Here is a 22,233-nt window from a genome sequence, read left to right on the forward strand (position 1 = left end):
GGTGACACAACGCAGGCCCTAAGCCTGCGTCATTGATCAATTTCCGACGAGAGCCTCGTAACGAGCCAAGAGGCAACTTAATCGTTCTGTTGCATCTTTAAATGGTCGATCGCGGTAAAGACGATCAACAGCTCTGTCAAGCGCCTGATGTGCTGCCAACAATGCAGTAGGCATTTTGTCCGGATCATAGAGCTCAGCAAGGGTACGCCCAGGGAACTCTGCTCGGGTTAGCAAGACCTCTTCAGCAAGAAATTCAATTTCTTTGCGTTGCAATTCTGTCTTTTCAGGCCAAGGGAATGTGTTATATACGACAGATGACGAGTAACTATATCGACTTTCTAGCCGCCCAGTAACCAGCCTCATCCAATCATTATGCATAAGTGAAGATAATACGCCAAATTCATATAATGTCCCGTTAGGAATTATATAATTTCGATTTGTTGAAACCACATTTGAATCAAATATTCCAAGTGGAACATAAAGTCTTCGTTCCGAAGAGACACTTGGCACCAAAATATATTCCCCAGACTGAGGGTGCCTATTCTCATCGAATAAATGAGGTGTGTTTGCTTTTTTCTTTGTACTCGCTTTAGGGCTTCTCATTCTAAAGTCCTTGACAGCTTGAACTCTTTCAAAGACTAGTGGAGATTTTTTCAATTCATTTTCGTTAACATCAACAAGCCATAAGCACCATCTTTCGATACCATTTATAAACTCATCAGCCCCCAATACCTTTTTCAATAGTTTCTCTGATTGAGGTTCATTAGTGATTAAGCCCTCATATTCATTGCGATTTAGCAACAAATTACCACCGTCAGTAGGTTTATTCCCGAATAATAGTGGTGGAACATCGGATACTATAGGGGTGTTTTGTGGTGTTACTGCAGTATTGTTGCCCTCTATAAGGTACGGGCTTATATTCCTCACTCGTTCATATTGTAAATCATCTTCAATTTGACGATAGATGTGACATTGCTTAGCGATTGATGAAAGACCGACAATGACTACATGCACGGCTGCTTTATCCCGAGCATTATTTGCCCATGGAAATGTCGGATAAGCAAAATGGATTCGCAATCCAAGCTTAAATATTGCTGGCCATAATGTAGCGACCTGTTCACCCTGACAAATTGAATTTGTTGATACTAAAGCAAGCTCTGAGCGAGAATCTTTTATATATTTAGCACCTTTCCAAAACCAACAAGCAACGAAATCCAAAGCACCTAATGCTTTGAATCCATCAAATACCGCTTGCATATCCGCGCGTTGTCCATCACTACGTCCTAGAGTCCCCAAAAAGGGCGGATTGCCGATGATGTAGACCTCATCTTCAGGACCTTTGGGACATACCAAATTCCAATCCAGCCGCAGGCTATTACCGCTGTGAATATTGCCGCTTTCGCGCAAAGGGAGTGCCGGGGGAGCAAAACCAAACTCCTGCTGCCACAGGCTGTTAAGCTGGTGCTCTGCCAGCCATAGCGACAAACGGGCAATCTCACAGGCAAAATCATCTATTTCGATGCCGTAAAATTGCGACAGATGCAGCCCACTCATTGCAAATCCTTGTGGGTCCACTTCCTCTAGCGCTTTGATCGCGGCCATCTCAAGCTTGCGTAGTTCCTTATAGGCAACAATCAAGAAGTTACCCGAACCGCAGGCCGGATCGAATACTTTGATCTTGCCCATTCGAACCAATAAGGATTGCAACCCTTTAGCACGTTTACTCGTTGCAACCTGTTGCTGTTTATCGAGTTCAGCCTGCAACGAGTCCAGAAACAGCGGTTGAATCACCTTCATGATATTACTGTAGGAGGTGTAGTGCTGGCCCAGCCGACTGCGCTGCTCTACGTCGATAACGGCCTGGAACATGCTGCCGAAGATATCAGGGTTGATTTCACTCCAATCCATGGTGCCGCATTCAAGCAGGATCCGGCGGCCTTTCTTACCCAGTTCAGGGATTGGTTGATCCGAAGAGAACAATCCGCCATTGACGTAGGGGAATGCCGTCAGATGCACAGGCAAATTTTGCCGCTTAGCACTGCCTGGTTCGCTATTGAGCACCGTGAACAATTGATCGAGGAAGAAATCCAGATCGCGACTATCTTCTTCTGTGTAACTCTGGATGGCAGAAGTAAACTGCCCTTTGCCAAAAATGCCCGTATCTTCGGCAAACAGGCAAAACAGCAAGCGAGTCAAAAAGACGTTCAGAGCGTGGATGTCAGCAGGCTGGCTAAGGTCATTTTGAGTGCGGATAAGATCAAACAGCTTGCCCATTTTCTCAGCAGCTTTGACATCGGCAGGATTTTCGCTGCTGACGATAGCCTTCTCAAGGCCTACCAGCGGCAGGAAGAAGCCATAGTTGCTGTGCAGCTCATCCAGATCAATATCGAGTAACTCTTTGCTTAACGTATCCCACGCCAGAAACCGAATAAAGTCGGTAACCAGCACAAAACGAATCTTATTTTTGGCGATACCAGGATCGCTTAAGCGCGTTTCCAACAGCACATTGAGATCAGAACCTTCTACTACGGGCTGGAAGTAAAGTTTGTTCTTCAGCGCAACATGGCACGCTTCTTTGGCAACGTTTCGAGCCCCTCCTTGACGAACCTGGGTTATCGTCGCTTTCGGAAAATCGAATGCGCTCAAAAAGCCGTAAATAAACTCATCGCGATAGAGCTCACTGGTAAGTTGCTCCGCGAATTCAACTTCGAAGTGCGACACTCGCCTATGCCGCCTGACGGTACTCTTCGAATACCTTGACAGGCTGCCTGAATCCGAGACATTTCCGAGGTCGTAGGTTGAGCCACTGCTCCGCTCTCCTGACATCCTCGTCCGTGACCTCTCTCAGGTCTGTTCCCTTTGGGATAAACTGCCTCAACAGCCCATTGCTGTTCTCGTTCAGACCGCGCTCCCACGAAGAGTAAGGGTGCGCAAAGTAAGTCTCGGCACCCAGCGCTTCCTCTATCGCCTTGTGTTCGGCAAACTCGCCGCCGTTGTCAAAGGTGATGGTATGCACCTGCTCGATGTAGGGCGTTAACATCTCGATTATCGCATCCCGCACCACCCCAGCCTGTTTGCTCGCGACCCGCTTGACCAGATAGAGCCGGCTCTTGCGCTCCACCAGGGTGACCAGTGCACCTGTGCCTTGCTTGCCCAGCACCGTGTCCGCCTCCCAATCACCGAGCCGCTCCCGGCTATCGACGATAGCCGGCCGTTCATCAATAGAGCGGGCTTCCTTGATGGGAGAACGCAGGCTGCTCGCCCCCTTGCGGTAGCGCTTGTGGCCCTGGCGCAGATGGCGGTACAACTGGCCACCCCGGGCTTTGTCGGCGGCCACATGGCGGTATATCCACTCGTGACTCACCATGAGGCCTATCTGCTTGCCCACCGCGCTTATCTGCTCCGGGCTCCACCACCAGGCGAGTGTCAGCTCGACAAACTGGATGACATCGGCAGATAGCCGAGATTTGGCCGCACTGGCCCGTCGGTGGGTGGCGTGCTGATGCGCATTGTCTGGCTGGTAGCCCTGCGGCCCGGCGTTACGACGCAGCTCCCGGTAGAGGGTGGAGCGATGAACGCCAATGGCGCGTGCGGTGGCAAGGATGGACATCCCCTGTGCGCGAAGCACCGATAACTGGTATCGTTGCCCCTCGGTCAACTGCTGATAGCTCATGGTGATACTGCTTTTACTTTGGCGAGCAGAAGGGTACCACCAATCAGCAGTTGGCCACCTCTCGCCATTCATCCATGAGTGTCGCACTTATTATCTGAATTCCCGCTCGAGTTGTTCAAAAATCTTCGCCTGGTTGACGGCCATTGAATGTCCTAGAAAACAAGATGATACGAGTTGGATAAAAAGGGCGAGGCGGCAACGGCCAATGGTTAAGACAGCATCATTGCCAATTGGGCATGATACAACTCACGAGCAGTAAAAAAAGCCCTAGCGGGGTGAAATTTGGGTTAGATCAAAAAAAAAACGAGCGTCAATTGATTAGATATCAATCAATTGATTACCAATAGTGCATATCTTCAACATAATACTTGCAGCCTCGTATTTGATTATCCCCAATAGTGCTCTTACACCTTGTGTTTTTGGTGTGATAAAACAGAGAGTTACAGCTCACCCTATGGGCGCAAATGGGGTTCGTTGCGCTTGGGGTTACTCACACGGTTGTACGCTGATGCAAGCCGAAAAATGGGCAACTGTAACCGCTCTCTTGGCGGTCTTCATGTACAGAACCTTAAGCGGCAAGCGAATTAATAATACCGTCTAACGTGTTGTTTTGCTTGGATTTTCTCTGCCTACTCTTTTTGCCGTTTTTGGATAAATACACCATTGCCCACTCCAACTTCTCTGTTATTTCCTGCCACGCACCATGGATGATGCTCGCCAATATCGGCATTAACCAAAGCGCGCTGTTTTTGGCAATCTTCAGCATCGATAACTCCGCGCTGCCAATCAGCGTCAGCGCCAGCCGACGTTTGACCAGCAAGGCCAGCAAACTAGCCCAGATCAAGCCTTCCGCTATCGCTTTTTGTCGTGTCGCGAACGCCTTCAACCGGTTATGTGATTTCAGCTCTTTGAACAACAGTTCGATCTGCCAACGGCAACGATACAATGCCATCACCTTCTCGGCTGGCCATCGCTCACGCGGAAGATTGGTCATCCATATACAGAACCGTTTTTCCTCTGCAAACCAACGTCTTATGAGTCGATATTTATACTTTCCCGAACTCACATCCAGATCCAGAACCTCGGCTCTGCAGCTTCTCCGATCGATATCCTTGAGCTTTTTTCCGAGTAACTTGGGCATTTCCCTGCCGTCCTGTCGGTAAGCTGCCTGTACTTTGGGATTGAGATTTTGACTCCCTCTGACCAGATAGCTTCCTTTGGCTTTGGTCACATCAGCAAAGTACTCGCGGCTGATGTAACCGGCATCCGCCAATAACAGTTTGTTATTTAACGAATTTGCGGCCGGAAGATGCTTGCGCTCCGATTCGGTATCCGCCGTGATACTCATCGATATCGGCGACTGGTCCAGCAAGGACATGGTCATATGACACTCTACCGCAGCGGGGCTGTGCTTATTGAATCGGCCCGGGAAATGTTCTGCCAATTGCGGATGTAACGCGAATGACGACCCGTCCTGCAGCAGTACCTGCTCAAAGCCTGCCAGTCCGTGGGCGTCCGGTAGACACTCCTTGAGGCGTAAGGCGATGGCTCGTTCAACCAGTGCGCGCATGAACAAGGGAAAACCCTGCTTGCGTAACTGGTTGTGAAAGGGTTTATACGCTATTTGGTCAGTATCATGGAGCTGCAACGCATTGAAATGGCGATGCAAACCAGCAATACCATCCACCTTGTCGCAACCAAGCCCTGAGAGCAGAGCCGGGAGTAGTCTCGCAGGCTGGATATCCCGGAGTCGCTGACAAAAACCGGTAAATTTACCGATCCGGTTGAGTTCAGAAGAGCTAAGAAGTTGCTTGAGGTACTGGGTTGCATTGATAATAGTCATGGCTTCGGGCGTGTCGGTTTTTTTTTGCGATTAAATCAGATCACAAACGAAGCCTTTTTTCTATCTATTTCAATTGGTTGTAGCTAAAGATCCTGTACATGTGGCGGTCTTAGGCAACTGCTCGCTCCACCATGCTGGTCGATTTGTCTATTCGCTCGGCTACCTGTTTAAGGGTCAAGGCCGGTTCGGCTACCAAGATAGTCAACACCGCATCCGACGTTTTTACCCGCATTTCTACCGGCGTTTCTACCCTCATTTTTTTTCTAGCGGTGTGGGCTGAGATATCGGTCTGCAAAGGATTGCATCGATGGGGTAATCCCCTCATCTTTGCGAATTCTGTGATAAGCGGTATGCGATGGCCTATGACGGGGTGCGATTTGTTGCGAACTTACGGTGTTACTCGTTCCATCTGCTTGCTATTTCATGCAATGAGATGCAAACGAGTTCCTTTGATTTAAAATCCCTCGACGTTCGCGTCGTGCCGGTTCGATTCCGGCCTCAGGCACCATTAAAATCAAAGAGTTACTAAGGCCACTAGCAATAGTGGCCTTTTTGTTACTAGCTAATTGACAGCCAGAATGGCAGCGACCTGAAGAGTCGGTTCATCTCTTGAATCTGCACGTGCCAAGCTACGACACCCTGGTGTGAACATCAAAGAGCCTGCTCGATGGCAGGCTCCTGAGTGCTTCCCAGAATTATCTAGAGTTCCGAGATGATGGTCGACACCTCTTCTGCTCCGTGTCTTATCTCCTCCATCACTTTTGCAACGTCATCGATCTGCTTTTGCCCGTGGATGGCACCGTCTGCTGCGGACTGGATCTGCTCGCTGACCTGCCTGGTGAGCTGCTGATTCTGGCTGACGACATTGGCTATTTCGTTGGTCGATAGGGAGGTTCTTGCCGCCAGTTGACGAACTTCATCGGCCACGACGGCAAAGCCTCTGCCTTGTTCGCTGGCTCTCGCCGCTTCGATGGCGGCATTGAGCGCGAGCAGGTTGGTCTGGTCTGCAATGCTGCTGATGGTGGATACGATGGCGGTGATATTCTGGGATTGAGCGTGGAGCTTGCTCATCAAGGTGCTGGCATGTTCCATCTGCCTGACAATATTGTCCGAAGTGGAGACGACGGTGGTCAACATCTCCTCTCCTTTGATGGCGGAGGATTTGGTTGTGACAGATGTTTCATTTGCCACCTTGGCCACATGTTGTACGGCCTGATCTTTGCTGATCTGCGGGGTGATATTGGAGGCAAACTTGATGACCTTGATCACCTTGCCATGGCTGCCCCGCACAGCGTTGTAGGTTGCCTCCAGCCAGACTTCATGGCCTTTTTTATCAAATCGCTGAAAGCGCCCCGATTTGAACGTCCCCTGAGCCAGCTCCTGCCAGAAATCGGGATGTTCCCGATAAAACAGCTCATCACAAAACATGCGATGTTGATGGCCTTTAATTTCATCGAGTCGATAGCCCATGGTATCCAGGAAATTACGGTTGGCGGAAATAACAACACCAGTCGGTTCAAACTCGATGACGGCAAGGGAGCGATCCAGCGCCTCAAATATTGCTTTTTGAGTCATGAGCAGATCATGTTGCACCGTCACATCTGACGCTATTTTGATGATCTTGATTATTTTTCCGCCCTGGCTGACGGGGAAATAGGTGGCCTCCAGCCATATTTCCTTGCCTTGTTTGCCAACCCGGTGGAAGGTGCCATGCTGGCTGTGCCCATTTGCCAGATCTCGCCAGAATTCCCGATAGGAGGGAGAGTCGGTATCTTCTTTCATGCAGAACATGGCGTGATGCTGCTGCACGATCTCATTGAGGGAGTAGCCGACGGAATGAAGAAAAAGCGGGCTGGCATCGAGAATATAACCATCGGTAGTGAATTCAATCATGGGAAGATGATCGTGCATGGCATGATCCAGTGCCTCGCTTTTCAAGGCCCTCTCTCGTTCTGCTGCCAGCTCTTTTTTAAGTTTCGAGTCGAACATAAGTACACCCCAGCCAAGAAAATAGAATCATCCGACATCTCTTCGTTGACGAACCCTTCACACTTTCTGGGTATGAAGCGTCGTTTTGAGTGTAATGCACCCCTGTCATTTGATTCGGGCTTTTCCATACAAAAAACAGGTTTAATACAAGATGATGCGCCCTTTTTATATGCGGTGATAAATAAAACGTATTCCTATTCTGAATTATTTGTTCGATGCATCGATTGTTTAACGGGGGTCTGTCAGTGGGCAAGACAATGGTTCGCAGTCGTGGGCGAACAGGGCCTCATTTCGGCGAATACGGGTATCCAGGGCGCTTGTCGGTGAGGCGTGACGGTTGTCTGCATCGATGGGGGAGGGCGCGCAGCGGGAAGGTGCTGCCTATAGAGATGTCTCGGTCCCTCTGTCCGGGAAACCTGCACTTGAGTGTTTGAACGCATCTGTTGCCCATTGTCATGGACGATGGGAAGGAGGGGTGATGTTCCGTGTGGCTGCGAAATGCCCTGGAGAGGCTCGCCTGACGTGGTCAGGCGAGCCGGCTCATATCGCGTCAGTCATCACCCCTGGACATTGACTAGGATCCGGCCGCGCACCTGGCCTGCCAGGAAGGCATCCCCCAGGGTCACGACCTGGGAGAGGGGCACTTCCCGGGTGAGGAGATGGAGGCGGGTCAGGTCGAGATCCTCGGCCAGTCGGGCCCAGGCCTGCTGGCGCAGCGGGCGCGGTGCCATCACGCTGTCGATGCCATAGAGGGTGACGCCGCGCAGGATGAAGGGCATGACGGTGGAGGGGAAGTCCATCCCTCCCGCGAGACCGCAGGCAGCCACGGCGCCGCCGTAGCGGGTAGTGGCGCAGGCATTGGCCAGGGTGTGGCTGCCGACGGTGTCGATGACGCCGGCCCAGCGTTCCTTGCCCAGCGGGCGTCCCGGCGTGGCCAGTTCGGCGCGATCGATCACCTCGGCGGCGCCGAGGGACGTCAGATAGTTGGCCTCGTGCAGCCGCCCGGTGGCGGCCACCACTCGATAGCCCAGCTTGGCCAGGAGGGTGATCGCCACGCTGCCCACACCGCCGTTGGCGCCCGTCACCAGAATGTCACCGTCACCGGGGGTGATGCCGTGCTTCTCCAACGCCATCACGCAGAGCATGGCGGTGTACCCTGCGGTGCCGATGGCCATGGCGTCCCGGGGCTGGAAGCGCTCAGGCAGGGCAACCAGCCAGTCGCCCCGGACCCGTGCCCGCTCCGCCAGCCCGCCACTGTGGGTCTCGCCCACGCCCCATCCGTTGAGCACCACCTTGTCGCCGGGGTGCCAGTCGGGATGCTGGCTCTCCAGCACGGTACCGGCAAAGTCGATACCGGGGATCAGAGGGAAGCGGCGTACCACGGGGGCGGCGCCGGTGAGGGCCAGGCCATCCTTGTAGTTGAGGGAAGACCACTCTACCGCAACGGTCACATCCCCGGCAGGCAACATCTCCTCGGAGAGGCTCTGGTAGCTGGCGCGATAACCCGCCTCGTCTTTCTCGATCAGAATACCGTTGAACATCTTGTCTACTCCCATTAATTGGACTGACTGACTATTAATCTTCGTAAAAAAATCACTTTGCTAACTTCATGAAAAAACTGAGAAAAGAGAGCATGGGCTCGGTATCGCCCACCAAGCGTGCGCGCAGTACGGCCCCTTCCCAGCCGATCCAGAACTGATGGGCGAGGGCAGGGCAGTCACAATCAGGGGGCAGCTCCCCCGCCGTCACCGCATCCCTCAGGCAGCGGGCGAGCAGCGCCTCCCAGTCGAGGAGGATCTGCTCGAGGCGCAGGCGCAGCGCGGGGGGCAGTTGCACCACCTCCTGACCCAGGTTACCCACGAGACAGCCCCGCTGGAACCCATAACGGGTCATGCCCCGGCAGGCGCTGTCGACGAAGGCGACAAGGCGGGCCAGGGGGGGCAGGCTCTCATCCTCCAGATAGCGCGTCAGCTTGCGGCAGAAGTAGTGATGATAGGCATCCATGACCGCCAGGGTGAAGTCGTGCTTGGTGGCGAAGTAGTGATAGAAGGAGCCCTTGGGGATCCCGGTCGACTGCAACACCCGCTCGATGGAGGTGGCGGCGATGCCCTGCTCGGTCAGCAGCTCCATGCCCCGGCGGATCAACAGATCCCGGGTGTCGGCATAGGTGTGCCCGTGCTGGGCAGGGCGGCCGCGAGGGCGGCGGGGTAGGGGGTCATTGGCTTGCATGGGGCTTATTAGACGCCTCAACTAGAAATGATGCAAGCGCGGCATCGAACGGACGAAACGAGTGGATGAGATCGGGTAGTCGAGACATGCTGGCGCCAGCGGGGCTGAAAACAGCGAGGGCGCCAGTGGCGCCCTCGCATCGATGTTTGGCTGCGTCTCAGCTGCGCAGCTTGTTGTAGACAAACAGCACGATCAGGGCGCCAACGGTGGCGATGATGATGCTCGGCAGGTTGAAGCCGGTGACCGTTCCCATCCCGAGTAGGGTGCTGACATAGCCCCCCACCATGGCACCGACTACCCCCAGGATCACCGTCATGAAGAAACCGCCGCCATCCTTGCCTGGCATGATCCATTTGGCCAGGATGCCGACGATCAGCCCCAGTACCACCCAAGTAAGAAATCCCATGGTCATCTCCTCGTTGTGTGCAGAGAACCAGAGTATATGCAGGGATCCAGTTTGTATCCCGCCGCAGCACGGCGTGAGTCAGGAACGGTCATATGAGACTCGCTCCTGACCATGGCAGGCAGAGGGCCTCAGCCGAGCTCGCGGGTGTCGAGGCGCTGCCCGGCGGGGGAGCAGACCAGCACCGACCCCTGCTCGAACCAGTCTCCCAGCACGATGCGCCGCGCCGCACGCCCATCCAGGGTGAAGTCGTGGATGGCGGGCCTGTGGGTGTGGCCGTGGATCATCAGGCGGCAGCCGTGCTGGCGCAGCATGTCGTCCACCGCCTCCGGAGTCACGTCCATGATGATCTGGCTCTTCTGGGCATTCTCCATCTGGCTCTGGCCGCGCATCTTGTGGGCGATGGCCTGGCGGCGCGAGAGCGGCAGGCGCAGGAAGAGCCAGCGTAGCCACTTCTGTTGTGTGATGCGGCGAAACTTCTGGTAGCCCTCATCCCGGGTGCAGAGCAGATCCCCGTGGCTCAGCAGCACCCGCTCGCCGTACAGCTCGATGACGCAGGGGTCGCCGAGCAGGGTCATGCCGGCCCGTTTGGCAAATTGGCGCCCCAAGAGGAAGTCGCGGTTGCCGTGAATGAAATAGAGGGGCACCCCTTGCTGGCTCAGGGCGAGAAAGGCATCGGCCACCTCGCGGTGGAGCGGGTTGGGGTCGTCGTCCCCAATCCAGAATTCGAACAGATCCCCCAGCACATAGAGGGCGTCGGCCCCGGGCGCGTCTTCGGCCAGAAAGCGCACCAGGGCCGCCGTCATGTCGGGCCTGCCTTGGCTGAGGTGAATGTCACTGATAAAGAGGGTGCTCATGAGTTCCTGGGCATCATGGTAAGAGAGTCCCGCCTGGGTGCGGACAAGGCCTGTGACCTTGCTCGTCGAGCGGGTGGGGGAGGGAAGGGCAGCAGAGCCCCGCAAGGTTGACGCCCTCCAGGGTCAGCAACGCCTCGTAAGGGTCGCCGGACAGACCCAGCAGGCGGCACATGGCCGCTTCCCCCTTGAGCCCTTCATCAACACGCAGGCGCAGCACTTCCCGGTGGAAGGGGGCGCCAAAGCGCTCAAGCAGGGCGGCCATCAGGCTGAGGTGGCGCCAGCCATGACACATCTCGAGGGGATCAGGGGTGAGGTAGAGCTCGACTGGCCAGCACTGGCCATCTGGCCCGTGGCGTCGCTGCTCGGCGATCCAGACCTGCTCGCCCTTGCTTCGCACCTGCCAGCCTTGTGCTGCCAGTGTCGCGGCAAGGAAGGCCGGGTCCGGATGCTGGCAGAGGATGTCGAGATCGCTGCCGGGCCTATCCAGCCCGATGGCGATCGTGCTCACCAGGGCCAGATCGTTGCACAGGGGGCCAAGCTCATCCCACAGGCCGCCGCTCAGCAGGGCGTGGGCCGAGCACTGACGTGCGTTGCCCTGGGCCAGATAGTCGAGGCGGCGCCAGTTGGGGGCGGCAGATGGAAAAACTGCGGCCGGGGCCGCAGTGGTATCAGAGCCTGGCCGGCAGGGATTACTCGGCAAGGGTCACCTTGGTGATGACGACGTCTTCGGTCGGAACGTCCTGGTGCATGCGACCGTAGTTGCCGGTCTTCACGCCCTTGATCTTGTTGACCACGTCCATGCCGGCGGTCACTTCACCGAACACGCAGTAGCCGAAGCCCTGGGTGGTGGCGGACTTGAAGTCCAGGAAGTCGTTGTTGTTCACGTTGATGAAGAACTGGGCGCTGGCGGAGTGCGGCTCCATGGTGCGGGCCATGGCGATGGTGCCGACCTTGTTGGACAGACCGTTGGCCGCCTCGTTCTTGATGGGAGCGCGGGTCTCTTTCTCTTCGAAGCCCGGGGCATAGCCGCCGCCCTGGATCATGAAGCCGTCGATGACGCGGTGGAAGATGGTGTTGTCGTAGTGACCGTCACGGCAGTATTGCAGGAAGTTGGCCACGGTCTCCGGGGCTTTTTCCGCGTTCAGGGTCAGGGTGATGTCGCCGTGGTTGGTGTGCAGAGTAACCATGAGTTGTCCTTTCATTTTGACGCGGGCAGCAAGGTGCCCGCAGGTGTATGGCATAAAGTGGTGGCAATTCTAGCCCATCAAGGCCCTGCGGCATAGATGGCAGGGGGGAGAGGGGGCTTTTTCTGCCTCGTTTTCTATACCGGATGCGGTTAGAATGGCAGGCCATTTTACTCACAGGCAGTGGTCATAAGATGCTGAAGATATACAACACACTCACTCGTCAAAAAGAAGAATTCAAACCTATCCACCCGGGCAAGGTGGGCATGTATGTGTGTGGCGTCACTATCTATGATCACTGTCATATCGGCCATGGCCGTACCTTCGTCGCCTTCGACGTCGTCGCTCGCTACCTGCGTTATGCAGGATACGACCTCACCTATGTGCGCAACGTCACCGACGTGGACGACAAGATCATCAAGCGCGCCGCCGAAACGCACGTGACCTGTGACGATCTCACCGAGCGCCTCATCGGCGACATGCACCAGGATTTCGACGCCCTCGGCATGGTGCGTCCGGACATCGAACCCCGCGCCACCCAGCACATCGGCGAGATCATCGCCCTGGTTGAAACTCTGCTGGAAAAAGGGCACGCCTACGTGGCGGACAACGGCGATGTGATGTTCATCGTCGAGTCCTACGCCGACTACGGCAAGCTCTCGGGCCAGGATCTGGAGCAGCTGCAGGCCGGCGCCCGGGTTGACGTGGTGGATGCCAAGCGCAATCCGCTCGACTTCGTGCTGTGGAAGATGTCCAAGCCCGGCGAGCCGACCTGGGACAGCCCCTGGGGCCCGGGCCGTCCTGGCTGGCACATCGAGTGCTCCGCCATGAACTCCAAGCACCTTGGCAACCACTTCGACATCCACGGCGGCGGCTCCGATCTGCAGTTCCCCCACCACGAGAACGAGATTGCCCAGTCCTGCTGCGCCCACGGTGGCGACTACGTCAACACCTGGATGCACAGCGGCATGGTGATGGTGGATAAAGAGAAGATGTCCAAATCCCTTGGCAACTTCTTCACCATCCGTGACGTGCTGGCCCATTATGACGCCGAAACCGTCCGTTACTTCCTGATGTCCGGTCACTACCGCAGCCAGCTCAACTACTCGGAAGACAACCTCAAGCAGGCCCGCGCCGCCCTGGAGCGCATGTACACCGCCCTGCGCGATCTGCCGCTGGCCGCTGCTGCCGGTGGTGACGAGCAGGTGGCTCGCTTCAAGGAAGCGATGGACGATGACTTCAACACCCCGGAAGCCTACTCCGCCCTGTTCGATCTGGTGCGCGAGATCAACCGCCAGAAGGCCGAAGACATCGCTGTCGCCGCCGGTCTCGGTGCCCGCCTGCGCGAACTGGGCGCCGTGCTCGGTATCCTGCAACAGGATCCGGACGCCTTCTTGAAGGGTATTGAGGCGGACGAAGAGGTCGCCGAAATCGAGCGCCTGATCGCCGAGCGCAATCAGGCCCGCGCCGACAAGAACTGGGCCGCGGCGGATGCCGCCCGTAACCGTCTCACCGAGATGGGCATCGTGCTGGAAGACAGCGCCGGCAAAACCAGCTGGCGCCGAGCCTAAGGCCGGTGGCGCTGCTGGCGCCAACCGGTTGAGCCAATAAAAAACCGCAGCCGAGGCTGCGGTTTTTTTATTTAGTAGTGTGTATGGAGATGGTATTCACCTGACAGTTGCCCACAAAAGGGAGTGGTCATACGGCTTCAAACCGGATAACAAAACGGTACCCCTACCGTGTTATCCGGAGTCACCGTATGACCACCAACGAGAAAGTAGCACGTCGTAAACTCAGCCTGCTAGAGCTCGCCAAAGAGCTCAATAACGTCAGCAAAGCCTGCAAGCTCATCGGCTACAGCCGTCAGCAGTTCTACGAAATTCGCCGTAACTATCAGACCTATGGCGCCGAGGGCTTGCTCGACAAACTCCCCGGCTGTAAAGGCGCTCATCCCAACCGGGTCGCTCCCGAGATTGAACAGGCCATCCTCGATTACTCTCTCACCAGACCAACCCATGGCCCGCTGCGGGTCGCGCAAGAACTGGCTCTGCAAGGCATCAACGTCAGTGCGGGCGGTGTGCGTGGCGTATGGCAACGGCACGACTTGCTCTCCAAGCATGACCGCTTGTTGCGCCTCGAGAAAACCCACAGGGAACAGACGATTGAGCTCAATGACGAGCAGATCCGCCTGCTCGAGCGCTTCAGCCCCGAGTTTCGCGAACGCCAAATTGAGGTTCACTACACCGGGGAACTGGTGGCGGTCGACACCTTCTTCGTCGGCGCACTCAAGGGGGTGGGCAAGGTGTATCTGCAAACCGTACTGGACTGCTACAGCCGCCACGCCTGGGGACGGCTCTACACCAGCAAGCTGCCGGTGACCTCGGTCCATGTGCTCAACGAAACGGTCCTGCCGTTCTTCGAGGCTCACGAGGCGCGGGTCTATACCATCCTGTCGGACAACGGGCGCGAGTTCTGCGGGCGCCCTGACCATCACCCCTACGAGCTGTTCCTGCAACTGGAGGGGATTGCGCACCGGACCACCAAGGTACGCAGGCCGCAGAGCAACGGCTTTATCGAGCGGCTACATCGCACCCTGCTGGATGAACACTTCCGTATCAAGGGGAGGACGACCTGGTATGAATCAGTGGAGCAGATGCAGACAGACCTGGACAGCTATCTGGATCACTACAACACCCAGCGGCCACATCAGGGCAGGATGATGGAGGGTCAAACCCCCTACAGCATGTTCAAAAAGGGTCTGAAATTGATACCGAAGGAAGTGCGCACTAAAGTAGCGTAAACAAGACACCGGTTTGAGGCCGGTGTCAGGTGATAACTAGATCTGTACAAGTAGTGTAAACATCTTTATTGTTATTTTGTAATGTTGTTAATAATAATATAATTCTCATACACATAGTCATACTTATGACGTAATGGAAGGATACTTCATCGATTATATATAGATAAATTCAGCATAAAAATATATGTTTAGACTTTAATATATAGTGATCATCTTTTGTTCACTGTTGCGATAAATATAAGTCAACCCAATCTGAACAATACTTGTCAACTTGCCATGTCTCCAGGCTAATAACAGACTGGGATGCAGTACTGAGAGACATGTCAGATATCTTTTGGTCTATTTTATTTGCCTCTCCAGGGAGGTCATCTTTCCAGGAATTCCTCGCATTTAATAAGAAGTATAAAGAGCCTATAGCATTGTTTTGGAATTGTAAGACCTCTGAAAGCCATTTTGATGCATAACCTAAATTATGTTTACCAAAATAACTTTGACTTTCAGAGGAAAACATTTTAAATGATTTGCAGTACAGATGAACAGATTCCTCTATCTTGTTTAAATAAAACAAGCATCTTCCTACATTACCGTAAGATGAAGGTAATATGTTGTTATCAATCTCACGTGAACACATTTGCTCTAAGCTTTTATCGCCGCAAAAAAATTTAATCGCAATGTCAAGATTTGCTCTTAGTTTGGAGTCGCGTAAAGCTAAGTGATACCTATGCTTTCCAAACCACACATCATTTTCGCCTAAAACATCAATTAAATCAGATGCACTTTTTCCATATCTAATGGCTTCTGTGTAGTTGGCGTTAATCCAATTTTTATGACAAAGTGCTGATTTTGCTAGTATCATTGTTTTGTCAGGAGTTATAAATGTTTGTGTAAACCTATCCATATGCTTGTTAAAAAGTTCATCTTTCCCGAATTCAATCGAACGAGTAAAGAATGAATCAATAAAATCCATAAACCCTTGGATTTGATTTATTTTATGATGAGACCATGTGATTTTATCGAGGGCAAGGTCAGATAGTCTGAGATATTCCTCACAATACCCAGAGATAAAGAAGCTTTCACAAACCAATCGGAGTTCTGTTATGGAATCATTGATTCTATCTGCATTTATAAGAACTTCAATTTTCTTTGATATAAGTTCTATGTCTTCAGAGGGAAGAACTCTTCCAAATTTTTTCTTAATTAGCAAAATAAAGCCATTCAAATAATTAACGTATAAGGACATATAGCTTTCTTGTTCTTTTTTGTCATATTTCCCCTTGATAAACTCTCGTACTAGAGGGTGCAGTTCAATATACCCCTCACTCTCTTTTGATATAATTAAATTCAGAGATTTTAATGCCCGAATAGCTTTCTTATATTGATTGTAATTTATTTTTCTTTCTACTATCTTTGACAGGTCTTCTTCGGATTCTGAAACGTTACATATTGATAGCGTTCTTAATATTATGCGCTCTTTTTCCTTTAAACAATCCCACAAGTTTTCGAGGACTGTTGCTGACAGAATACTTGAAAAGTTAGCGTCAGATTCAGATATTCCCTTCCCTTCTATTTTTCTTAGAAGATCATTAATGCTGCTGAAATTAAGTCTGGACTGTGCGAGTATTAAGCCCATCCATAGAGGATGACCTTGTGTACAATTATGTAGGCGGATTGCTGTGTTTTCAATTTCTACATTTGTTACTTGATTATGGTACTTTTTTATTAAATCTTTTACGTCATCAATTTTAAGGCCTTCTAATCTGACTTGATGTGAACCTACACCTGCATAATGAATAAATGGACGACAAGTGAAAATAAACTTTGAATTGTGTTGATTTTTTATTGCTTTTTCAAAGAATAGTTTCATGTCTCCACTTGGCGTGAATTTTTCTAAGTCTATATATTTATCTATGTTATCAAAAACAAAGATTCCACGCTGTTCATTAAGTTGCTGGAAGAAATGGTTTACTAGAGACTCGGTATCTAACCCAATTATATCGTTGTGTTCAATCTTCCCTTTAGAGACAAGTTCTATAAGTGAATATAATTTTGTTTGGAGATTTAACTCCTCCTCTTTGAAGTCACGCCAATCACAGTAAGTATACAAACTTCTATCTGATTCAGATAAAAACTTTGAAGCTAAAGCAGATTTCCCTTGACCTCCGATACCAGTAATAAAAACGACTTTGTATGGAAGGTTGAGAGCTTTTAGCTCATCATATCTCCCTGCCCAAAATTCGACTTTAGGCGGAGTATCTTGTCCATGCAATGTTATTTCTCGATCTGAACTTATTATTTCCTGAGTAGAGTTTGAAACATCGCTATCTAAGATGCTATCTGATGACTCTAGAGATTTTATTTCCACTAATTTTTCTATTAGGCTAGGTATCTCATCAAAGTTATCAATTTTTATTGTATCAACAAATTTATGATTTATATGTTCGGTGGATATAACAAAGTGCTCACATCCCATGCCATTATACATGCTGTCTAAATCGTCAAATAAATCTGTCACGTATGGGTCACTTAAACTAAAACCTATAAATAGACATGAATGTGATGAGATTATTTTTTGAAGTTGGAATTTTGCTAGTCCGTTACTTTCTTTATATAACGCATTGTAATCGGATGAGAATATTATTGCGTGGTCTATAGCATTACAACTGCCATGTATTTTCAATATGAATTCTTCTAAGTGATCTAGCTTTGATAATTTAAAATCACTCGATGGGTCAATGACTTCAATGTTGGTGTTGTGCTCAATCAAGGAGTCATAGTTTGTCGTTACTATTTTCCTGCTTATCATAGAAAGTTTTTGATAAAGTGGATTGTCAATAACCTTTTTTGTTGCTTTTTCAAACTCCTCATAAATGTCTTTGATGTTTTTCTTTTTGACTTTATCTAATACTTCCAGTTCAGAGAATAGTTTCTCCTCAAGAGCTAAGCGATATTTTTCCCCTTTCTCTATCGACGGATTTCTTAGTGCATCCATAATGATTTCTTTCCAAAGTGGAAGTCCAGAAATTTTGGATACACCTGCACCAATGAATAGTAGTATTTTATTGTTTTTAATTGCAAGTTGCAGTGCGTATGGGATATTGGCATCCATGTTTATTAATTCCATATTTATTTATGATGTATGAGGCGAAAGTGGCTTGGCTTGTTATCCATTGCTCACATATTCTAGAACGTGTTAATTAGATCGCGTGTTTATTTACCTTAAAAGTTATGCGTTATACGGCATTCATGTACAGGACCTTAAGCGGCGAGTCCATTTAAAACGCCTTCCAAGGTAAGTATTCACCGGAACAGTATTGACACAGGAAAAATGAGACGATCGTCTCTTGATCCCACTTTCCTGCTTGCTTGATCCTGCTCCTTAGATACGCTCCCCCCATGAGCAAAAACACCATGCATTCCGCGGGAATGCCCACCACTCTGGAGCAGGCCAACGAGCTGATTTATAAGCTCCTCGACCGCATCGCCGAGCTGGAGGACCGCCTCAATCAGCACAGCGGCAACTCCTCCAAGCCGCCTTCCAGCGACGGCCCCGGTGCACCGCCGCCGGCCCGCAAGCGTCCGGCGTCCGGCAAGCAACGGGGGGCGCAGCCCGGTCACAAGGGACATCGCCGCGAGCGGCATCCGCTTGATGCCCGCCTGACCCTGGTCCCGCATTACCCTGCCGCCGATTGCGCTTGCTGTGGCGGGGACATGGTGGCCCATGCCAAACCCTATCAGGTTCATCAGGTGTTCGAGCTGCCCGAGGTGAGCTATCTCGTCACCGAACACCAACTGTATCGTGCGACCTGCTCACGGTGTATCGGCACGACCCAGGCCGCACTGCCAGACAACGTCAGCAGCAGCCAGATGGGGGCCAATCTGCTCAGCTACATCGCGCTGCAAAGCGGCCAGTTTCACCAGAGCGTCAGCCAGATACAGCAGCAGCTCAAACAGCATTTCGGCCTGAGTTTTAGCCGGGGCGCCATCAGTGAGGCGCAGGGGCGGGTGAGTGCCATGCTCACCCCGACCTACCAGGCCATCAAGCAGCAGGTGCAGACGGCCACCCACGTTCATGCCGATGAGACCCGGCATCAGCGGGGTGGAGAGCGCCGCTGGATGTGGCTGGCGCTGAGCAAGATAGCCGTCTGCTTCATGACGGCCTATGGCCGTGGTCAGGAGGCGGCCAAGCGGCTGCTGGGCGCCGAGTTTGACGGGGTGCTGGTGACCGACCAGTACGCCGGCTACCGGTTTATCGACGCCGACCAGCGGCAACTGTGCTGGGCCCACGTGGCCCGCAATCTCGCGGCCATCGCCGAGAGTAGCGAGCAGTGCAACCAGCCCATCGGTGCCCGGTTGGTCTTGCTGGCGGATGCGGTGTTTCGTACCCGGCACCGTTGGGAAAGCGGTGCGTTGAGCAAGCAGAAATACCTGCGCAGGCTCGCGCGTTACCGGCAAAGCTGGCGAAGCCAGTTGGAGCGCGGCGCCCTGTTGTGCAGCAAACGCTACCGTGGACGATGCCAGTTGCTGCTGCGGGATGACGAGATGCTGTGGCGGTTTATGACTGACGACGAAATAGCGCTGACCAACAACGAGGCGGAGCGGGCGCTGCGTGGCTATGTGCTCTGGCGCAAGGGTAGCTACGGCGTGTGGTCTCACCGGGGCGAGCTGTTTCGCCAGCGCATCCTGTCGTTGGTGGAGACCGGCAAGCGATTGGGCCGCTGCCCACAGGAGTGGTTGAGGGCCGTGGTCAGGGCGTGCATCGAGAAGACAGATTATCCCATCCCGGCAGAACTGATGCCGTCAACCCCGTCCTGGTGAATAGATACCTTCCAAGGTCCTGTTCTGTATCGACTTTCTCTGCTTGGTTCGGCAGGCGTTCTTGGCCAAATAATCGGCAGCCCATTCCAATCTTTCCCTTATTTCTGTCAGCGCCCTATGGGCCACTGCTTCCAATAGCGGTAGCCACCACGTCGCACTGTTCTTCGACGCTTTCAGCATCGATAGCGCCCCACTCATCACACTCTGCGCGACCCGTCTCTTCATCACCAGCGACAGCAGGCTCGTCCACACCAACCCCTCGGCAATCGCTTTCTCGCCCGTCACAAACCCCTTGAGCCGGTTGTGCGATTTCCACTCTTTAAATAACAACTCCACCTGCCAACGGCAGCGATACAGGCTCATCACCTGCTCTGCTGACCATGCTGCTCGCGGTAGGTTCGTCATCCACAGACAGAACCGCTTTTCCTCAGCAAACCAGCGCCGGATCAACCGGTACTCGACCTGGCCGGACTTCACCACCATATCCAGTACCTCGGCCCGACAGCGTCGCCGTCCGGCCTCTCTCAGAGATAGTCCCGCCAGCTTGGGTACTTCCCGTCCATCACCGCGCCAGGCTTGGATTATCTTGGGGTTCAGGCTTTTCGTGCCGCGCACCAGATAAAATCCGCCAGCGTCGTTCACCTGCTCAAACCAAGCCCTGTCAATGTAACCTGCGTCAGCCAGCAGCAGGCAGTTGGTCAGCGTGTGGGCTTCAGGCAGAAATTGCCGTTCCCCTGCGGTATCGGCAGACACACTCATGCACAACGGGCTCTGCTCCGACAGTGACATGGTCATATGGCACTCGATAGCTGCCGGACTGATGGTCTTGAACCGGCCGGGAAAATCAGCAGCAAGGCGCCGATGCACCGCAAAGGAGGTGCCATCGTGCAGTAACACCTGCTTGAACGCGCCGAGGGAGGCTGCTTTGAGGTATCTATTCACCAGGACGGGGTTGACGGCATCAGTTCTGCCGGGATGGGATAATCTGTCTTCTCGATGCACGCCCTGACCACGGCCCTCAACCACTCCTGTGGGCAGCGGCCCAATCGCTTGCCGGTCTCCACCAACGACAGGATGCGCTGGCGAAACAGCTCGCCCCGGTGAGACCACACGCCGTAGCTACCCTTGCGCCAGAGCACATAGCCACGCAGCGCCCGCTCCGCCTCGTTGTTGGTCAGCGCTATTTCGTCGTCAGTCATAAACCGCCACAGCATCTCGTCATCCCGCAGCAGCAACTGGCATCGTCCACGGTAGCGTTTGCTGCACAACAGGGCGCCGCGCTCCAACTGGCTTCGCCAGCTTTGCCGGTAACGCGCGAGCCTGCGCAGGTATTTCTGCTTGCTCAACGCACCGCTTTCCCAACGGTGCCGGGTACGAAACACCGCATCCGCCAGCAAGACCAACCGGGCACCGATGGGCTGGTTGCACTGCTCGCTACTCTCGGCGATGGCCGCGAGATTGCGGGCCACGTGGGCCCAGCACAGTTGCCGCTGGTCGGCGTCGATAAACCGGTAGCCGGCGTACTGGTCGGTCACCAGCACCCCGTCAAACTCGGCGCCCAGCAGCCGCTTGGCCGCCTCCTGACCACGGCCATAGGCCGTCATGAAGCAGACGGCTATCTTGCTCAGCGCCAGCCACATCCAGCGGCGCTCTCCACCCCGCTGATGCCGGGTCTCATCGGCATGAACGTGGGTGGCCGTCTGCACCTGCTGCTTGATGGCCTGGTAGGTCGGGGTGAGCATGGCACTCACCCGCCCCTGCGCCTCACTGATGGCGCCCCGGCTAAAACTCAGGCCGAAATGCTGTTTGAGCTGCTGCTGTATCTGGCTGACGCTCTGGTGAAACTGGCCGCTTTGCAGCGCGATGTAGCTGAGCAGATTGGCCCCCATCTGGCTGCTGCTGACGTTGTCTGGCAGTGCGGCCTGGGTCGTGCCGATACACCGTGAGCAGGTCGCACGATACAGTTGGTGTTCGGTGACGAGATAGCTCACCTCGGGCAGCTCGAACACCTGATGAACCTGATAGGGTTTGGCATGGGCCACCATGTCCCCGCCACAGCAAGCGCAATCGGCGGCAGGGTAATGCGGGACCAGGGTCAGGCGGGCATCAAGCGGATGCCGCTCGCGGCGATGTCCCTTGTGACCGGGCTGCGCCCCCCGTTGCTTGCCGGACGCCGGACGCTTGCGGGCCGGCGGCGGTGCACCGGGGCCGTCGCTGGAAGGCGGCTTGGAGGAGTTGCCGCTGTGCTGATTGAGGCGGTCCTCCAGCTCGGCGATGCGGTCGAGGAGCTTATAAATCAGCTCGTTGGCCTGCTCCAGAGTGGTGGGCATTCCCGCGGAATGCATGGTGTTTTTGCTCATGGGGGGAGCGTATCTAAGGAGCAGGATCAAGCAAGCAGGAAAGTGGGATCAAGAGACGATCGTCTCATTTTTCCTGTGTC

General features: G+C 53.5%; 15 protein-coding genes and 1 pseudogene. 3 read left to right on the plus strand and 13 right to left on the minus strand.

The window, feature by feature from the left end; translation table 11 throughout:
* Positions 1-36: 36 nt before the first annotated feature.
* From H7R73_RS08770 to H7R73_RS08815, 10 genes are all read right to left on the minus strand, one after another.
* Positions 37-2,721, minus strand: coding sequence for a class I SAM-dependent DNA methyltransferase (locus tag H7R73_RS08770; RefSeq protein ID WP_182951666.1), 2,685 nt, complete (start codon positions 2,719-2,721; stop codon positions 37-39).
* A 4-nt stretch (positions 2,722-2,725) separates the two neighbouring features.
* Positions 2,726-3,673, minus strand: a complete 948-nt coding sequence (locus H7R73_RS08775) for an IS30-like element ISAs2 family transposase (protein ID WP_019706001.1) — start codon at positions 3,671-3,673, stop codon at positions 2,726-2,728.
* 568 nt (positions 3,674-4,241) lie between these two features.
* Complete coding sequence (locus H7R73_RS08780; protein WP_011191341.1) at positions 4,242-5,516, minus strand: IS4-like element ISApu2 family transposase; 1,275 nt, start codon at positions 5,514-5,516, stop codon at positions 4,242-4,244.
* A gap of 699 nt (positions 5,517-6,215) precedes the next feature.
* Positions 6,216-7,505: a methyl-accepting chemotaxis protein gene (locus tag H7R73_RS24385; RefSeq protein WP_103260364.1), complete on the minus strand. Its 1,290-nt coding sequence runs from the start codon at positions 7,503-7,505 to the stop codon at positions 6,216-6,218.
* Between the two features lie 557 nt (positions 7,506-8,062).
* A complete protein-coding gene (acuI, locus tag H7R73_RS08790; protein WP_103260363.1) occupies positions 8,063-9,046 on the minus strand; it encodes an acrylyl-CoA reductase (NADPH) in 984 nt (327 codons plus the stop codon).
* A gap of 52 nt (positions 9,047-9,098) precedes the next feature.
* Positions 9,099-9,734, minus strand: a complete 636-nt coding sequence (gene acuR, locus H7R73_RS08795) for an acrylate utilization transcriptional regulator AcuR (RefSeq protein ID WP_103260362.1) — start codon at positions 9,732-9,734, stop codon at positions 9,099-9,101.
* 157 nt (positions 9,735-9,891) lie between these two features.
* Positions 9,892-10,140 carry a GlsB/YeaQ/YmgE family stress response membrane protein gene (locus H7R73_RS08800; protein ID WP_010675223.1) on the minus strand — a complete coding sequence of 83 codons (249 nt, stop codon included), beginning with the start codon at positions 10,138-10,140 and terminating at the stop codon, positions 9,892-9,894.
* 128 nt (positions 10,141-10,268) lie between these two features.
* On the minus strand, positions 10,269-10,994 hold the full coding sequence (lpxH, locus tag H7R73_RS08805; RefSeq protein ID WP_103260361.1) for a UDP-2,3-diacylglucosamine diphosphatase: 726 nt from the start codon (positions 10,992-10,994) through the stop codon (positions 10,269-10,271).
* A 13-nt stretch (positions 10,995-11,007) separates the two neighbouring features.
* On the minus strand, positions 11,008-11,694 hold the full coding sequence (locus H7R73_RS08810; RefSeq protein ID WP_103260360.1) for a DUF4269 domain-containing protein: 687 nt from the start codon (positions 11,692-11,694) through the stop codon (positions 11,008-11,010).
* On the minus strand, positions 11,684-12,181 hold the full coding sequence (locus H7R73_RS08815) for a peptidylprolyl isomerase (RefSeq protein WP_010675220.1): 498 nt from the start codon (positions 12,179-12,181) through the stop codon (positions 11,684-11,686). Before H7R73_RS08815 ends, H7R73_RS08810 begins: the two co-directional genes overlap by 11 nt.
* 191 nt (positions 12,182-12,372) lie before the next feature.
* Between H7R73_RS08815 and cysS the strand changes: the two genes are divergently transcribed.
* Positions 12,373-13,749, plus strand: coding sequence for a cysteine--tRNA ligase (cysS, locus tag H7R73_RS08820; protein ID WP_103260359.1), 1,377 nt, complete (start codon positions 12,373-12,375; stop codon positions 13,747-13,749).
* A gap of 188 nt (positions 13,750-13,937) precedes the next feature.
* A complete protein-coding gene (locus tag H7R73_RS08825; protein WP_101613896.1) occupies positions 13,938-14,978 on the plus strand; it encodes an IS481-like element ISAs19 family transposase in 1,041 nt (346 codons plus the stop codon).
* A gap of 220 nt (positions 14,979-15,198) precedes the next feature.
* Here the strand turns inward: H7R73_RS08825 and H7R73_RS08830 are convergent, their stop codons facing one another.
* A complete protein-coding gene (locus H7R73_RS08830; RefSeq protein ID WP_182951667.1) occupies positions 15,199-18,084 on the minus strand; it encodes an SIR2 family protein in 2,886 nt (961 codons plus the stop codon).
* A 287-nt stretch (positions 18,085-18,371) separates the two neighbouring features.
* On the opposite strand from H7R73_RS08830, the gene H7R73_RS08835 reads away from it, so the two are divergent.
* Positions 18,372-19,793 (plus strand): IS66-like element ISKpn15 family transposase, encoded by a 1,422-nt coding sequence (locus H7R73_RS08835; RefSeq protein WP_043155065.1) that lies wholly within the window; start codon positions 18,372-18,374, stop codon positions 19,791-19,793.
* On the opposite strand, the pseudogene H7R73_RS08840 reads toward H7R73_RS08835, so the two are convergent.
* Both H7R73_RS08840 and H7R73_RS08845 read right to left on the minus strand, forming a co-directional pair.
* Positions 19,776-20,735 (minus strand): annotated as a pseudogene (locus tag H7R73_RS08840) (IS4-like element ISApu1 family transposase); the annotation flags it as partial. The gene H7R73_RS08835 and the pseudogene H7R73_RS08840 sit on opposite strands and share 18 nt — an antisense overlap.
* Positions 20,732-22,153: an IS66-like element ISKpn15 family transposase gene (locus tag H7R73_RS08845; protein WP_043155065.1), complete on the minus strand. Its 1,422-nt coding sequence runs from the start codon at positions 22,151-22,153 to the stop codon at positions 20,732-20,734. The gene H7R73_RS08845 and the pseudogene H7R73_RS08840, both read right to left, overlap by 4 nt.
* Positions 22,154-22,233: the final 80 nt, after the last annotated feature.

It is taken from the genome of Aeromonas sp. WP2-W18-CRE-05 (assembly GCF_014168615.1).
Classification (GTDB): Bacteria; Pseudomonadota; Gammaproteobacteria; order Enterobacterales; family Aeromonadaceae; genus Aeromonas; species Aeromonas caviae.

What these genes read in the sequence shown, in the direction of transcription:
- H7R73_RS08775 (WP_019706001.1), bottom strand. Translation starts at nt 3,673, where the DNA reads ATGAGCTATCAGCAGTTGACCGAGGGGCAACGATACCAGTTATCGGTG.
- H7R73_RS08780 (WP_011191341.1), bottom strand. Translation starts at nt 5,516, where the DNA reads ATGACTATTATCAATGCAACCCAGTACCTCAAGCAACTTCTTAGCTCT.
- H7R73_RS24385 (WP_103260364.1), bottom strand. Translation starts at nt 7,505, where the DNA reads ATGTTCGACTCGAAACTTAAAAAAGAGCTGGCAGCAGAACGAGAGAGG.
- acuI (WP_103260363.1), bottom strand. Translation starts at nt 9,046, where the DNA reads ATGTTCAACGGTATTCTGATCGAGAAAGACGAGGCGGGTTATCGCGCC.
- acuR (WP_103260362.1), bottom strand. Translation starts at nt 9,734, where the DNA reads ATGCAAGCCAATGACCCCCTACCCCGCCGCCCTCGCGGCCGCCCTGCC.
- H7R73_RS08800 (WP_010675223.1), bottom strand. Translation starts at nt 10,140, where the DNA reads ATGGGATTTCTTACTTGGGTGGTACTGGGGCTGATCGTCGGCATCCTG.
- lpxH (WP_103260361.1), bottom strand. Translation starts at nt 10,994, where the DNA reads ATGAGCACCCTCTTTATCAGTGACATTCACCTCAGCCAAGGCAGGCCC.
- H7R73_RS08815 (WP_010675220.1), bottom strand. Translation starts at nt 12,181, where the DNA reads ATGGTTACTCTGCACACCAACCACGGCGACATCACCCTGACCCTGAAC.
- cysS (WP_103260359.1), top strand. Translation starts at nt 12,373, where the DNA reads ATGCTGAAGATATACAACACACTCACTCGTCAAAAAGAAGAATTCAAA.
- H7R73_RS08825 (WP_101613896.1), top strand. Translation starts at nt 13,938, where the DNA reads ATGACCACCAACGAGAAAGTAGCACGTCGTAAACTCAGCCTGCTAGAG.
- H7R73_RS08830 (WP_182951667.1), bottom strand. Translation starts at nt 18,084, where the DNA reads ATGGATGCCAATATCCCATACGCACTGCAACTTGCAATTAAAAACAAT.
- H7R73_RS08835 (WP_043155065.1), top strand. Translation starts at nt 18,372, where the DNA reads ATGAGCAAAAACACCATGCATTCCGCGGGAATGCCCACCACTCTGGAG.
- H7R73_RS08845 (WP_043155065.1), bottom strand. Translation starts at nt 22,153, where the DNA reads ATGAGCAAAAACACCATGCATTCCGCGGGAATGCCCACCACTCTGGAG.